The organism is Streptomyces sp. NPDC053427 (assembly GCF_044544985.1).
In the GTDB taxonomy this organism is placed as follows: Bacteria; Actinomycetota; Actinomycetes; order Streptomycetales; family Streptomycetaceae; genus Streptomyces.
Genome location: NZ_JBITYA010000002.1, coordinates 300907 through 314190, shown reverse-complemented (window position 1 = coordinate 314190; position 13284 = coordinate 300907). Strand labels below are relative to the sequence as shown.

8 protein-coding genes are annotated in these 13284 nt (G+C 73.4%); 2 read left to right on the top strand and 6 right to left on the bottom strand.

Annotated elements, in window-relative coordinates:
- Nucleotides 1-8 precede the first annotated feature (8 nt).
- From ACIGWZ_RS06150 to ACIGWZ_RS06130, 5 genes are all read right to left on the bottom strand, one after another.
- A complete protein-coding gene (locus ACIGWZ_RS06150; protein ID WP_400061334.1) occupies nt 9-2426 on the bottom strand; it encodes a hypothetical protein in 2418 nt (805 codons plus the stop codon).
- Between the two features lie 137 nt (nt 2427-2563).
- On the bottom strand, nt 2564-5032 hold the full coding sequence (locus tag ACIGWZ_RS06145) for a hypothetical protein (RefSeq protein WP_400061332.1): 2469 nt from the start codon (nt 5030-5032) through the stop codon (nt 2564-2566).
- Between the two features lie 117 nt (nt 5033-5149).
- Nucleotides 5150-7702, bottom strand: coding sequence for a hypothetical protein (locus tag ACIGWZ_RS06140; RefSeq protein ID WP_400061329.1), 2553 nt, complete (start codon nt 7700-7702; stop codon nt 5150-5152).
- A gap of 69 nt (nt 7703-7771) precedes the next feature.
- The gene (locus ACIGWZ_RS06135) at nt 7772-10207 is read right to left on the bottom strand and encodes a hypothetical protein (protein WP_400061327.1); all 2436 of its coding nucleotides are present in this window, start codon (nt 10205-10207) and stop codon (nt 7772-7774) included.
- 198 nt (nt 10208-10405) lie between these two features.
- Entirely contained in the window at nt 10406-10834 is a 429-nt protein-coding gene (locus tag ACIGWZ_RS06130; protein ID WP_400061325.1) for an OsmC family protein, read from the bottom strand.
- 170 nt (nt 10835-11004) lie between these two features.
- Here ACIGWZ_RS06130 and ACIGWZ_RS06125 point away from each other — a divergent pair, with 170 nt between their 5' ends.
- Both ACIGWZ_RS06125 and ACIGWZ_RS06120 read left to right on the top strand, forming a co-directional pair.
- A complete protein-coding gene (locus ACIGWZ_RS06125) occupies nt 11005-11364 on the top strand; it encodes a histidine triad nucleotide-binding protein (RefSeq protein ID WP_400061323.1) in 360 nt (119 codons plus the stop codon).
- A 6-nt stretch (nt 11365-11370) separates the two neighbouring features.
- A complete protein-coding gene (locus ACIGWZ_RS06120) occupies nt 11371-12276 on the top strand; it encodes a ribonuclease Z (RefSeq protein ID WP_400061321.1) in 906 nt (301 codons plus the stop codon).
- A gap of 73 nt (nt 12277-12349) precedes the next feature.
- Here the strand turns inward: ACIGWZ_RS06120 and ACIGWZ_RS06115 are convergent, their stop codons facing one another.
- The gene (locus ACIGWZ_RS06115) at nt 12350-13171 is read right to left on the bottom strand and encodes an HAD family acid phosphatase (RefSeq protein ID WP_400061319.1); all 822 of its coding nucleotides are present in this window, start codon (nt 13169-13171) and stop codon (nt 12350-12352) included.
- Nucleotides 13172-13284 lie beyond the last annotated feature (113 nt).

Below are 13284 nucleotides of genomic sequence, written 5' to 3'. Positions count from 1 at the left end.
CGGACGCCTTACGCCTGGGCCACCGCCCCGGCGGTGGATATCAGCTCGGTGAGGGTGCCGGCGAAGGTCGGCAGCAGCTGGAGACAGACGGCCCAGGCCTCGACGTTGCCGCCCAGGTGGTCTTCGGTGAGGGCGGTGATCAGGGCACGCAGGGCCTGACGGTCCGGGCTCGGCGGCGATGAGGTGACGGCGTGGACGAGGTGGTCCAGGGCCGCCCTGGCGGGGGCGGCGTGGGTCAGGACGTCCTCGACGGTGAGCGTGCCGTGTGCGAGGGCCTTCTGGGGCCAGGTGTCGCTGCGGCGGTGGCGCGGCAGTTGCGGCACCGGCGTGGTGCGCAGGGCCGCCACCTGGATCTCGCGGGGGCAGCCCGCGACCGCCGACAGGGTTCTCGCGGCGCCGTCCGGCAGCCGGCCGTCACGCAGCGCGTCGGCCATCGCGGGCCAGGGGATCGGGATCCCGTCGCCGAGGAGCTTCTGGAACGGCTGGCCTGTCAGCGCGACCGGTGACTCCTCGTCGGCGAGCAGGGCCCGCATCCGCTCCAGGCCGTCGGGGGCGTCCAGCAGTTTCTCCGTCCGGCGGCGGAGGGTCGCCGGGAGGCGGTCCATGGCCAGGATCTCGCGGACGGCGTCCGGGCCGCCGCGCTCCCATACGGCGATCAGCAGCCGCAGCCGGGCGGCCGGTACCTGGAGCCTGAGGCGGCCGACGACCTTACGGGCCACACCGAGGTCGCCGGACTCCAGCCCCGCGATGACCCAGTGACGGTAATGGCCGAGGTTGATCTCGTCGAGCGCGTCCAGCAGTTCCTGGGGGACTGCGGCGCGGGTACCGCCGCCGCGCAGCCGCCCCGCGAGCAGCCGCTCCCGCTCCGGCTGGTCGATGGAGCAGTGCAGGAACACGTTGGCGTCGACGGCCGGTTCGTCGAGGTCGAGGAGGCGCTCGACCTCCGCGGCGGGCAGCCGACGGCTGGACGCGCAGGAGGCGAGGGCCGGCACACCGTGTGCGGCCACGATCGCCTCCCGGACGGCCGGGGCGGGGTCGCCGTACACCAGGAAGTGCTGCACGGCGCGCGCGTCCAGATGGGGGACGAGCGCGAGTTGCGCCGCCTCGGAAACGCACTGGAGGACTTGGAGGAAGGGAGCGCGGGATTCCCCGGGGGCGGTGACCGGGAACACCGCGTCCAGGCGGCGCGGCCAGGTGGTGTTGCGCTTCTTGCGGGAGGTGGTCGAGACGGCGTCGGCGACCAGGTCGACGGCCGTGCCGTCGGCACGCCCCATCCGGGCGTAGAACGTCAGCCAGTTGACCGGGTCCGTGCCGAGCGGGGCGAGCAGATCGGCCACGGCCTTCCGGGTCGGTTCATGGTCGTACGGCAGCATGTCCAGCACTTCGCGGGCCGGTGTCAGTTCGTTCAGCACACGGTCGACGGGGAGCCGGCCGGCACGAATGCCGGGCCTGACCAGTTCGCCGGGGTGCCGCCAACGGGGGTCGTTCCACAGACCGGCCACCGCCTCGAAGGGCAGCGGGGCACCCGTGCCGGCGACCACCCCGGGGCGGTCCCGGAAGCTCTCCATGATCAACGCGTCCGGGCAGCCCTCCCAGCCGACGAGGACGGACAAGCAGGGCACATACCGCTGCTCCCGGGCGGACCACGTCGCGAGGGGCCGCCGGTCGTGCTCCCGCCGTATCAGATCCCAGCCGAGACCGGCGGGCTGCTCGACCTCCCGCTCCCCGAGACGCACCCGCAGCAGCGCGAGCGCATGTGCCGGGTCCGTCCACTCGCCGGCCGGCCGGCTCTCCCGGATACGGCCCGCCGGGTCCGGTGCCGCGGCGGCGGCCCGCAGCAGCTCGGCCAGCCCCGGGTGGCAGAGCTCGTCCCCCGACGCCTCGACGCCATCGGCCAGCTTCTCGATCCCGGCGGCCCCGCTCAGACCGGCGAGGTGGCGGCAGGCGTCGAGCACGACGGGCAGCGGAAGCTCCCGGCCCAGTCGGACGACGGCATGCCGGACCAGCTCGGGGAACGGGCCGCGCAATGCAGGTTCGAGCGCGAGGCCGTCGGCGTCCTTCAGCACGCACGGGACGAGCCCGTTCTCGGCGTACCAGCGCGCGTCCGCGGGGTCGGCGGCGGCGAGGATCGCCGACAGGACCCAGGGGACCCGGCGGTACCGCTCGACGTACAGCACCCGGGCGATCTCCGGGTCGCCGGTCCCGACCGCGCGCAGCAGGAACTCCCCGACGTCCTCGGTCATCGCACGCCGGCGACCCGAGGATTCCCACCGCGTCATCGTCTCCACCGCGTCCTCCGGCAGCCCGAGCCGGTCGGCGAGGGCTGCCAGCACCTCCGGACGCATCCGCTCCGCGAGCGCGTCGGCGGTGGCCGGGTCGGCGAGTCGCAACGCGTGGCAGAGGTACGGCGGCGTGCTGTCGGACATCCGGACGGGTCCTTTCCAGAAGCGGACGGTGCGCGGCCGGCGGGCGACGCCGTCTCAGCACCGGTACACAGCCGATCGTGGCACGGACCACTGACAACGCCGGGCACGGGGCCGGCACCCCGCGGCGGCCTCCGGCGTCACGCCTGCACGCGCGTCATCGCCCCGGCCGTCGCGAGGAGTTCGGGCACGGTCCCCGCGAACGTCGGCAACAGATGAAGGGCCACGGTCCAGGCGTCGGTGTCCGTGCCCAGGTGCTCCCGGGTGAGGGCCAGCGCGTCGTCCCGGAAGCGCTGGACGTCCTCCCCTTCGAAGCTCCGGTCCCTCGCCCAGCGCTGCAGGAGGTCGAGGGCCAGCTCGGCGGGGTCCGAACGGGTCAGCAGATCATCGGGGGTGAGCGTCCCGCGCGCCAGGGCGGGGGCGACCCAGTCGAACCAGGACGTCCAGTCGGCGGAAGCGCTGCCCAGGCCCGCCAGCAGCAGTTCCCGGGGGCAGTCCGGAAGTTCCACGAGCGCCGCCACCAGGTCCGCAGTGAGCGGCGCGGCGCGGTGCGCCGCCAGCAGGGCGGGCCAGGGCGTACGGAATCCCTCGCCGAGGAACAGCCTCAGCCGCTTCTCGGGTCGGCTGCTCGCCCTCATGAGGTATGCCGCGAGCCGGTCGGGTGACTCCTCGTCGGCGAGCAGGGCCCGTATCCGGTCGAGGCCGTCGGGGGTGTCCAGCAGTTTCTCCGTCCGGCGGCGGAGGGTGAGGGGGAGGCGGTCCATGGCGAGGATCTCGCGGACGGCGTCCGGGCCGCCGCGCTCCCATACGGCGACCAGCAGCCGCAGCCGGGTGGCGGGTACCTGCAGCCGTACCCGTTCCACGACCCGGCGGGCCACGTTCAGGTCGCCGGATGTCACACCGGCCGTCAGCAGGTCGCGGTCCTCGCTGACGCGCAGGTCGTCCACTGCCGCCAGCAGCTCCTGGGGGACCGGGCGGGTGCCGCCGCCGCGCAGCCGTCCGGCCAGCAGCCGCTCCTGCTCGGCCCGGTCGAGCGAGCGCCGGCGGAACAGCTCGGCGTCCACCGAGGGTTCGTCGAGATCCAGGAGGTATGCCCGCTTGGCGTCGTCGAGGCGCCCGGCGATCACGGCGATGCAGGCCGGGAGGCCGTGGGCGGCCACCACCGCGTCGAGGACCGCCGGGGACGGGTCGCACTCCAGCAGGAAGTGCTGGACGGCGAGCGCGTCGAAGTACGGGACGACGGCGATCTGGGCCTCCGGCGAGGCGCACCGGAGCATGCCGACGAAAGCGGCCCGGGAGTGCTCGGAAGGGCGGGGCGGGAACTCGGCCTCGCGCGGCCGTGGCCAGCCGACGCAGCGCTTCGTACGCGCGCCGGGACCGGCGACCGCCGCGATCAGCTCGGCGACGCTGCTACGGGGCGCACGCCCCATCCGGGCATAGCAGGTCAGCCAGTTGACGGGATCCGTGCCGAGCGGGGCCAGCAGAGCGGTGAGGGCCGTGCGGGTCGGTTCGTGGTCGTACGGCAGCGCCCCCAGCACCTTCACCGCCGGAGCCACCTCGGCCAGCACTCGGTCCACGGGCAGCCGGCCCTCGCGGATGCCGCGCTTGAAAGCGGTGCCCAGGTGGACAGCGCGCCCGCGGGGCTCCGTAAAGGCCTCGAAGGGCAGCTCGGCGGCGTTCCATGCGGTCTCGCGGGGATCTTCGCGGAAGCTCTCCATCACCAGGTCGGCGGGGCAGCCCGCCCACTCGATGAGCCTGCACACCCGGGTGCCGTGACGGGCGCCGGGCGTCAGGCCGATGGGCAGTCGCCGGTGCTCGCGCCGGAGTACGTCCCAGTCGAGGCCCTCGGGCTCGACCGGGAGCGTACTGCTGTAGCGGAGCTTCATCAGCGCATGGAGGTGCGCCGGGTCCTCCCACTCCCCGGCGGGCCGGTGCGCTTCGAGGAAGGCCGCCGGATCGGCGGCCCCGATGGCCCGGCGCAACAGATCCGGCAGCCAGGGATGCCCACGATCCAGGGCCGGCGTCTCCTCGAGCAGGCGAAGGAACTGTGCGAACGGCTCCGTGCTGCCCCAGACCTCCAAGAGGGCGAGGCAGGCGTCCACCACGACCGCCGGCGGGAGATACGGCGCGCATCCGGCGAGGGTGCCGGCGGTCAGCCCGGGGAACCCGCTGGTCAGGATGGCGACCAGTCCCGGGCCTTCGGGCTGCCGGTAAAGGAGCGGGACGAGGCCGTCGTCGTCGTGCCAGCGTGGATCACCGAGGTCGGCGGCGTACAGCACGGCGGCCAGGAGGCCCGGGATCTCCTCCATCGCGCGCGACCGGTTCCCCGACCCGTCGCGGTACCACGCATCCCACAGCGCCCGCCCGACCACCGGATCGCCCAGCTCGGCCGCCCCCAGGAGCCATTCCTCGGGGGCTGTGGTCAGCGCGGCCCGCATCTGCACAGGGTCCGCCCCCAGCAGCTCCTCGATCATCTCCTCCGGCAGCCCGAACCGGTCGGCGAGGACGGTCAGCAGCTCCGGCCGCAGCCGCTCGGCGAGCGCGTCGGCGGTGGCCGGGTCGGCGAGGTCCAGCGCGAGGCAGAGCGCGGGGCGCGGGCTGTGGTGCATGGGGCGGGTCCCTTCACGGGGCGGGGTGAGCGAGTGTCGCCCGGTACGTGATCGATCGTGACATCGACCACTGACAACGCCGCCGCAGCACCGAACGGACCGCCACCGCAGGGGACTTCAGTGGTGAACGCGCGTCATCGCCCCGGCCGTCGCGAGGAGTTCGGGAAGCGTCCCGGCGAACGTCGGCAGCAGCTGAAGGGCCACGGCCCAGGCCTCGGCATCGGTGGCCAGATGCTCGCGGGTCAGGGCCCTGGCGCGGCCGCGGACCGCGTGCAGGCCCCGCAGGGCGGACCGGTCGGCGGCGTACCGTCGCAGACGGTCGAGGGCGGCGTGGGCGGGGGCCGCGCGGGTCAGGACGTCCTCGGGGGTGAGCCTCCCGCTCAGGAGGGCGTCGTGGAGCCGGTCGGTCCCGGCCCCGCGGAGGTTCGCCGGCGCCGCCAGCAGCAGTGCGCGCGGGCAGCCGGGGTGGTCCGCCAGCGCATCCAGCAGGCCGTCGGGGAGCGTCCCGGCCTCCCGCGCCGCGACCAGCGCCGGCCAGGGCGGCTCCAGGCCCTCGCTGCGCAACCGGTGCAGCCGCTCGCCGGGTCGGCTGCCCGCCCTCATGAGGAATGCCGCGAGCCGGTCCGGTGACTCCTCGGCGGCGAGCAGGGCCCGTATCCGGTCCGGGCCGTCGGGGGCGTCCAGCAGTTTCTCCGTCCGGCGGCGGAGGGTGAGGGGGAGGCGGTCCATGGCCAGGATCTCGCGGACGGCGTCCGGGCCGCCGCGCTCCCATACGGCGACCAGCAGCCGCAGCCGGGTGGCCGGTACGTGCAGCCGCAGCCGGCCGACGAGCGCGCGGGCCACGCCGGGATCGCCGGACTCCAGACCGGCCATGAGCCAGGGGCGGTGGTGGCTGACGCTGATCTCCTCCACCGTCGCGAGCAGTTCCGGCGGGACCGCGCGGATGCCGCCGCCGCGCAGCCGGCCGGCCAGCATCCGCTCCCGCTCGGCCCGGTCGAGGTCGGCGTAGCGGAACAGCTGGGCGTCCACCGCGGGTTCGTCGAGATCCAGGAGGTACTCCAGCTTCTCCGCCGAGAGGTCGTACGCGGCGGCCATCGCCACCTGTGCCGGGAGGCCGTGGGCGGCCACCACCGCGTCGCGGATCTCCGGGGACGGGTCTCCATGGACGAGGAGATGCTGCACCGCCCGCGCGTCCAAGTACGGGACGACCGCTCTCTGGGCTTCCGGCGAGGCGCACCGGAACATGCCCAGGAACGCCCGCCTGGCGTCCTGGGGCGGGCCGGCCGGGAACTGCGCCGGTGCCGGCCGTGGCCAGGCGGAGCAGCGCTTCCCGCCGGTGGTCGTCGAGGCGGCGTCCGCGATCAGCTCGGCGACGCTGCCGTGGGCGCGCCCCGTCCGGGCGTAGCACGTCAGCCAGTTGACGGGGTCCGTGCCGAGCCGGGTGAGCAGACCGGCCAGGGCCTTGCGGGTCGGTTCATGGCCGTACGGCAGGGCGTTGAGCACCGTCTCCGCGGGCGCCACCTCGGTCAGGACCCGGTCCACGGGCAGGCGGCCCTCGGCGATGCCGCGTTCGAGGACGTCCCGGAGGTCGGTCCGGTGCATCCGCAGCTCGGGGTGGAGGAGCGCCTCGAAGGGCAGCTCGGCGGCGAACCGCGCGGTCTCGCGGGGCACTTCCCGGAAGCTCTCCCTCACCAGGTCGGCGGGGCAGCCCTCCCACTGGACGAGCCGGAGCAGCCGGACGCGTTGCGGCAGGTCCGGGGCGCGGCGAGGATCGTGCCCGAGGGGCAGACGGTCGTGCTCGCGCCGGATCAGGTCCCAGTCGAGGCCGTCGGGCCGCACCGAGGGCCCGTCGCCGTAACGGAGCTCCAGCAGCACCCGCACATGCTCCGGGTCGGTCCACTCCCCGGCGGGCCGGTGCTCCCTGAGGAAGGACTCCGGGTCGGGGGCGTCGAGGGCCTGGCGCAACAGGCCCGGCAGCCAGGGGTGTCCGAGGCCGGCCAGTTCCGGCATCTCCTCGGCGAGGGAGAGGAAGCGCACGAGCGCGTCCGCGCCCCAGAACTCCACCAGGCCGATGAAGGCGTCCAGGACGACCGGTGGCGGGAGGTGCGGACCGAGCTGGGCGACGGAGCCGGTGACCAGACCGGGGAACCGGCTGGTCAGCGCGGGGACGAGAACGGGGCCGACGGCCTCTTCGTAGAGGACCGGGATCAGGCCGTCGTCCTCGTCGTACCAGCGCCGGTCCAGGGGATCGGCGGCGTGCAGGACGGCCGCCAGCAGGCTCGGGATCGCCTCCGTCGCGCGCAGCTTCCGCCCCGAGGCGTCGCGGAACTCCGCCCTCCACAGCGCAAGCCCGACCACCGGATCGCCCCTCTCCGCCGCCGCGGTCAGGAACGCCCCGGGATCCGCGGTCAGTGCGGCCCGCAGCCCGGCGGCGTCCGGTCCGGCCAGCACCTCCACCAGCTCCTCCGGCAGCCCGAACCGGTCGGCGAGGACGGCCAGCAGCTCCGGCCGCAGCCGCTCGGCGAGCGCGTCGGCGGTGGCCGGGTCGGCGAGTTGCAGCGCGTGACGGAGGTACGGGGGCGGGTCGGCGGTCACCTGGGCGGGTCCCTTCGCGGAGCGGTCGGTACGCAACCGGTGGTGCCGATCGTCGTACGTAACCGATCGTGACATGGACCACTGACAATGCGGCGTGCGCCCTCAACGGCCGCCGTGGCACGGCCCTTCAGGCGCGAGGGCGCCTCACCGTCCCGCCGTCGCGAGGAGTTCGGGCAGCGTCCCGGTGAACGTCGGCAGCAGCCGCAGGCAGGCGGCCCACGCTGCGACGTCCGTGGCCAGATGCTCGCGGGTCAGGGCCGCGGCGCGCCGGACCGGCAGCCGGCCCGGCGCGCCGGGCCCGCCGCGGGCGTGGCGTCGCAGCAGGCCGAGGGCGGCGTGGGCGGGGGCCGCGTGCAGCAGGATGTCCTCGGGGGTGAGCGTGCCGCGCGCGAGGGCGTCATCGAGCCATTTCGCCCCGGACTCGGCAACGGTGCCCAGCGCCGTCAGCAGCAGTGCGCGCGGACAGTCCGGAAGCTCGAGCAGCGCAGCCATGAGGCCCACGGGGAGCGTGCCGGTGCGCTGCGCCGCCACCAGCGCGGACCAGGGCGGCTCCAGGCCCTCGCTCAGGAGCCGGCCCAGCTGCTTCTCGGGGTGGCGCGCCGACCTGGTGAGATACGCCAGCAGCCGGTCCGGCGCCGCCTCCTCGGCGAACTGGGCGCGCAGCCGCTCCAGCCCGTCGGGCGCGTCCAGCAGCTTCTCGGTCGTGCGGCGCAGGGTGAGGGGGAGGCGGTCCATGGCCAGGATGTCCCGTACGGCGTCCGGTCCGCTGCGCTCCCAGAGGGCGACCAGCAGCCGCAGCCGGGTCGCCGGGACCTGCGGCTGCCGCCGGCCGAGCACGTCGCGGACCACGCGAGGGTGGCCGAGTTCCAGCGCGGCCCTCAGCCGCTGGGGATCCTCCGTGAGGCCCAGCACCGCTGTCAGCTCCTCCGGGAGCGGGCGGCTGCCACCGCTCCGCAGCCGGCCGGCCAGCATCCGCTCCCGCTCGGCTTGGTCGAGGTCGGCGTAGCGGAAGAGCTGGGCGTCCACCGCCGGTTCGTCGAGATCCAGGAGGTACGCCAGCTTTTCGGCGGAGAGGAGGCCGGGGAAGCGGGAGCCCGGCGAGGCCATCGCCACCAGGGCCGGGAGGCCGTGGGCGGCCACGACCGCCTCGCGGAGCGCCGGGGAGGGGTCCTCGTGTACCAGGAGATCCTGGACGGCCAGCGCGTCGAGGTACGGGACGACGGCCTTCTGGGCCTCCTCGGAGGCGCAGAGGAGCAGCTTCAGGAACCTGCGCCGGGAGCTGTCGGCGAAGACGGTCGGGAACGCCGCGTCCTCCGGCTGCGGCCAGCTGGTGTAGCGCTTCTTCCGGCTGTCCGTCGAGGCGGCATCGACGATCAGTCCGGCGACGCTGCTGCGGGTGGCGCGCTCCATCCGCGCATAGCAGGTCAGCCAGTTCACGGGGTTGGTGCCGAGCCGGGCGACCAGGCCGGACAGCGCCTTGCGGGTCGGTTCGTGGTCGTCCGGCAGATGCCACAGCACCCCCTCTGCCGGTGTCACCTCGGCCAGGACGCGGTCCACGGACAGCCGAGCCGTACGGATGTTGTGCTCGAGGCTGTGGGTGAAGACCGAGTAGGGGTGGCTCACGGGGCTGGTGAGCGCCTCGAAGGGCAGCTTGAAGGCGTACTCCGCGGTGTTGTAGGGGTCCTTGCCGAAGCTCTCCATCACCAGGTCGGCGGGGCAGCCCTCCCACTTGACCAGCCGGAGCAGCCCGTTGGTGTACCGGGGGTCGTCCTGGTCGAGGGGAAGCCGCTCGTGCTCGCGCCGGATCAGCTCCCAGTCGAGGCCGTCGGGCTCGGCCGGGAGGCGGTGGCCGTAGCGGAGTTCCAGCAGCGCGTGCAGATGTGCCGGATCGGTCCACCCGGCGGGCCGGTGCTCCCTGAGGAAGGCCGCCGCATCGGGCGCCTCGACGGCCCGCCGCAACAGCCCCGGCAGCCACGGATGTCCCGTGTTGAGATCCGGCACGTCCTCGAGCAGGTCGAGAAAGCGCGTGAGCGCCTCGGCGCCCCAGATCTCCTGGAAGTCGAGGCAGGCGTCCACGGCGGCCGGCGGCGGGAGGTGCTTGCCGAACTGGGCGACGGAGCCGAGCGTCACCCCGAGGAACCCGCTGGTCAGTACGGTGACGAGCGCGGGACCCCCGGTCACGTCGTGCAGGGCGTCGAACAGCCCGCCGTCCTCGTACCAGCGCGGGTCCGAAAGGTCGGCGGCACCCAGGAGCGTCGCCAGCAGACCGGGTATCTCCGCCGCCGGCTCCTGGTACCCCGAGTCGTTGCGGTACACGGCATGCCACAGGGCCGCACCGGTCTGCGGATCGCCGAGCTCGGCCGCCCCCAGGAGCCATTCCTCGGGGGCTATGGTCAGCGCGGCCCGCATCTGCACAGGGTCCGCCCCCAGCAGCTCCTCGATCATTTCCGCCGGCAGCCCGAACCGGTCGGCGAGGAGGGCCGACAGCTCCGGCTGCAGCCGCTCGGCGAGCGCGTCGGCGGTGGCCGGGTCGGCGAGGCGCAGCGCCAGGCGGAGCGCGAAGTGGGGGTCGTCGGTCACGGGGCTGATCCCTTCGTGGGGCGGCGGCCGAGCCGCGGGCGGTACCCGACGGTCGGTACGCAAACGATCGTGACATGCCCCACTGACAACGCCCGTGGACAGCTCCCGCGGACAGCGCGGCGGCGCGCCGACCGCCCCTCAGGGCCCGGTCGGCGCGCCGCCGTTCCTCTCACCTCACGAGGCGTCAGGCCGGTCGCATCAGACCAGCTGCGCATCCAGCGTGATGTTCTTGACCCCCGCCAGCGCCTGGCTCACCGGGCAGTTGGCCTTGGCGTCCTGGGCCGCCGCCTGGAAGTCCTCCTCGGACAGCCCCGGGACGCTGGCCCTGACGGTCAGCACGATGCCGGTGATGCCCTCACCCGGCTGGAAGGTGACATCGGCCTGGGTGTCGAGCGCGGCGACGGTGTACCCCTTGCCCGCCAGACCGTGCGAGAAGGCCATGGAGTAGCAGGAGGAGTGGGCCGCCGCGATCAGCTCCTCGGGGCTGGTGACGCCGTTGGGCTGCTCGGCGCGGGCGGGCCAGTTCACGTCGTACGTACCGACCTTGGAGGACTCCAGGGCGACGGTGCCCTTGCCCTCCAGGAGGTTGCCTTCCCAGTGGGTCTTGGCGGTGCGCGTGGTTGCCATGGTGGATAACTCCCGGTTGTGGGCGATAAGCATCTGCCGGGCCAGCTTAGTGATCCCCGGGCCCCGCGACCGGGCGATCGGGCCGCGGCCCGGTAGCATCCGAGGCCGTACGCACCGTGCGTACGGCGCGTGCACACGGTGCGCGCCGCGGAACCCTAAGGAGCTCACCGGTGGCGGGAGAACCGCAGGCCGACTGCCTGTTCTGCAAGATCGTGGCGGGGGAGGTGCCGGCGACCATCGTCCGGGAGACCGAGACCACCGTCGCGTTCCGCGACATCAACCCCCAGGCCCCGACCCACGTCCTGGTGATCCCCAAGGTGCACTATCCGGACGCCGCGGCCCTCGCCGCCGCCGAACCGCAGATCATCGCCGACATACTGCGCGAATCCCGTGAGGTCGCCGCCGAGGACAAGGTCGAGGACCGGGGCTACCGGGTCGTCTTCAACACCGGTGCCGGCGCCGGCCAGACCGTCTTCCACGCGCATCTGCACGTCCTCGGTGGCCGCGGCCTCCAGTGGCCGCCCGGATAACCAGCCATGTCCGTACGTGAATTGGTCGTCCTCGGCACCGCCAGTCAGGTCCCCACCCGGCACCGCAACCACAACGGCTATCTGCTGCGCTGGGACGGCCAGGGGCTGCTCTTCGACCCCGGTGAGGGCACCCAGCGCCAGATGCTGCGCGCCGGGGTCGCCGCGCACGACCTCAACCGGATCTGTGTCACGCATTTCCACGGTGACCACTCGCTGGGCCTGGCCGGGGTGATCCAGCGGATCAACCTCGACCGGGTGCCGCACCCCGTCACCGCCCACTACCCGGCCAGTGGCCAGCACTTCTTCGACCGGCTGCGGTATGCCACCGCCTACCGCGAGACGGTCCGGCTCAAGCAGCGCCCGGTGGCCGCCGACGGTGAACTGGACCGTTCGAGGTCCTACGTCCTGGAGGCGCGCAAGCTCTCCCACCCCGTCGAGTCCTACGGCTACCGCCTGGTGGAGCCGGATGCCCGGCGGATGCTCCCGGACCGGCTGGCCGCGCACGGCATCGCCGGCCCCGACATCGGCCGGCTGCAGCGGACCGGCGAGCTCAACGGCGTCCACCTGGACGAGGTCAGCGAGCTGCGCCCCGGCCAGAAGTTCGCCTTCGTGATGGACACCAGGCTGTGCGAGGGCGTGCACGCGCTCGCGGCGGGCGTGGACATGCTCGTCATCGAGTCGACTTTCCTGGACGAGGACCTCCAACTGGCCGTCGATCATGGCCATCTGACGGTCGGCCAGGCGGCCCGCGTGGCCGTGGACGCGGGCGTACGGCATCTCGTCCTGACCCACTTCTCGCAGCGCTACTCCGACCCCGAGGAGTTCGAGCGGCAGGCACGCGCAGCCGGGTTCGGCGGCGAACTCACCATCGCCCAGGACCTGATGCGCGTGCCGCTCCCCAAGAGGCACTAGGCGCTGCCGGCTCTTCCCGGAGCGCCTACGAGTGCCTGCGCCCGTCTGCGAGCGCCTACGGGCGTGCCGGCGCCTACGGCAGGTAGTACATCGGGTTGGGCAGCTTGAAGGTCCGGTTTCCGGCGCCGCCCTGCAGGTCGCTGTACTGGTCCCCGAAGTTGGCGACGATGTCGTAGCCGAGCGACTCGATGTGCCGGCGCGTGCCCGACTTGTACTCGACGGTCGAGCAGTCCGCCCCGCAGGGGAGGTAGGGGGGCGGGTTCTCCTTGTTCTTCAGGAACACATGCGTCCGGTCCAGCGGCACCCCGTAGCCGACGTTCTTGAGGTTGCGCACGCTCCACTCGCGCTGCGCCTCCTTGCGGCCGGTGATGAAGAAGACCTCGGCCCCCTTGTCGTGCGCCCAGTTGACCAGGCGGTTCATGCCGAAGACCGGGTCCATGTCGGTGGAGGCGAGGTACTTGTCCTGGCTCTCCGGGGTGAAGTGGAAGCCCACCTGGAGCTCGTAGTTGTAGGTGAGCAGGGTGGTGTCGTCCATGTCCAGGACGATGGCGGGCCTGGTCCGCTCGACGGGCTTGCCGTGCGCGCCGGACCGGTCGGCGGGTTTCGCGAGCGCCTTCGTCAGATAGCTGCGGGCCCTGGTCTCGATGCCGCGGACCTGTCGGGCGTAGTTGCTGTGCGGCGAGGCGTAGTGCTCGCCGTCGGCCGTCACCGTGTCGCCGTAGTACGCCTTGATCCGGTCCTGCACCTGGGTGAGGTTGGGGATCTCCTTGTCGGTGCGGGGGACCGAGTGCTCGGCGGTCGCCTGGCCGATGCCGAACACGGCGGTACCGGTGACCAGGGCGGCGACCGTCGCGGCGCCGAGGCGGGCGCGACGGGAGAGGACGGGACGGGGCATGCGCGGCTCCTTCGGATGACATGAACAGGCTCGGATTGCACTGCGAGTAGGTCTAACAGAGCCGTCAATTCGGTATCTACGCGCGAAGATTCAATGGTTGGTAAAGCCTCACG

What these genes read in the sequence shown, in the direction of transcription:
- ACIGWZ_RS06130 (WP_400061325.1), bottom strand. Translation starts at nt 10,834, where the DNA reads ATGGCAACCACGCGCACCGCCAAGACCCACTGGGAAGGCAACCTCCTG.
- ACIGWZ_RS06115 (WP_400061319.1), bottom strand. Translation starts at nt 13,171, where the DNA reads ATGCCCCGTCCCGTCCTCTCCCGTCGCGCCCGCCTCGGCGCCGCGACG.
- ACIGWZ_RS06120 (WP_400061321.1), top strand. Translation starts at nt 11,371, where the DNA reads ATGTCCGTACGTGAATTGGTCGTCCTCGGCACCGCCAGTCAGGTCCCC.
- ACIGWZ_RS06140 (WP_400061329.1), bottom strand. Translation starts at nt 7,702, where the DNA reads ATGTCACGATCGGTTACGTACGACGATCGGCACCACCGGTTGCGTACC.
- ACIGWZ_RS06150 (WP_400061334.1), bottom strand. Translation starts at nt 2,426, where the DNA reads ATGTCCGACAGCACGCCGCCGTACCTCTGCCACGCGTTGCGACTCGCC.
- ACIGWZ_RS06145 (WP_400061332.1), bottom strand. Translation starts at nt 5,032, where the DNA reads ATGCACCACAGCCCGCGCCCCGCGCTCTGCCTCGCGCTGGACCTCGCC.